Source organism: Flavobacterium sp. J49, assembly GCF_011742145.1.
Taxonomy (GTDB): Bacteria; Bacteroidota; Bacteroidia; order Flavobacteriales; family Flavobacteriaceae; genus Flavobacterium.
In genome coordinates this window covers 1-263 of record NZ_JAAQQU010000002.1, presented here as the reverse complement: position 1 = coordinate 263, position 263 = coordinate 1, and the positions used below count along the sequence as shown (strand labels likewise).

The window sequence follows — 263 nt, the reverse complement described above, 5'->3', positions numbered from 1 at the left end:
ACTTCTCCCGTTGCGAAGTCAACACAAATCGTGGTCACATCATTTTGGGTATCAATAATAGGGTTCGGATAACGCTCTATCTCAATATCAATAGTCGTCAGTGCATAACAGAACGGTACAATGCTGTTGCTGCTATTCTCTACCTTAACCCAAATCTGGTCGGTATCAGGTTGGGTAATATAAGCCTGTGCTTCTGCCAGTGGAATGGCATTTGTCCCGGCTTCTGCATCGGCTTGAGTATGGTAATAACTAATTAAGAATAC

Annotated in this window: 1 protein-coding gene; it reads right to left on the bottom strand. The window is 43.0% G+C overall.

From position 1 onward, the window contains the following. On the bottom strand, positions 1-263 hold a 263-nt coding region (locus HA632_RS00005; RefSeq protein ID WP_176305196.1), incomplete at both ends, for a hypothetical protein.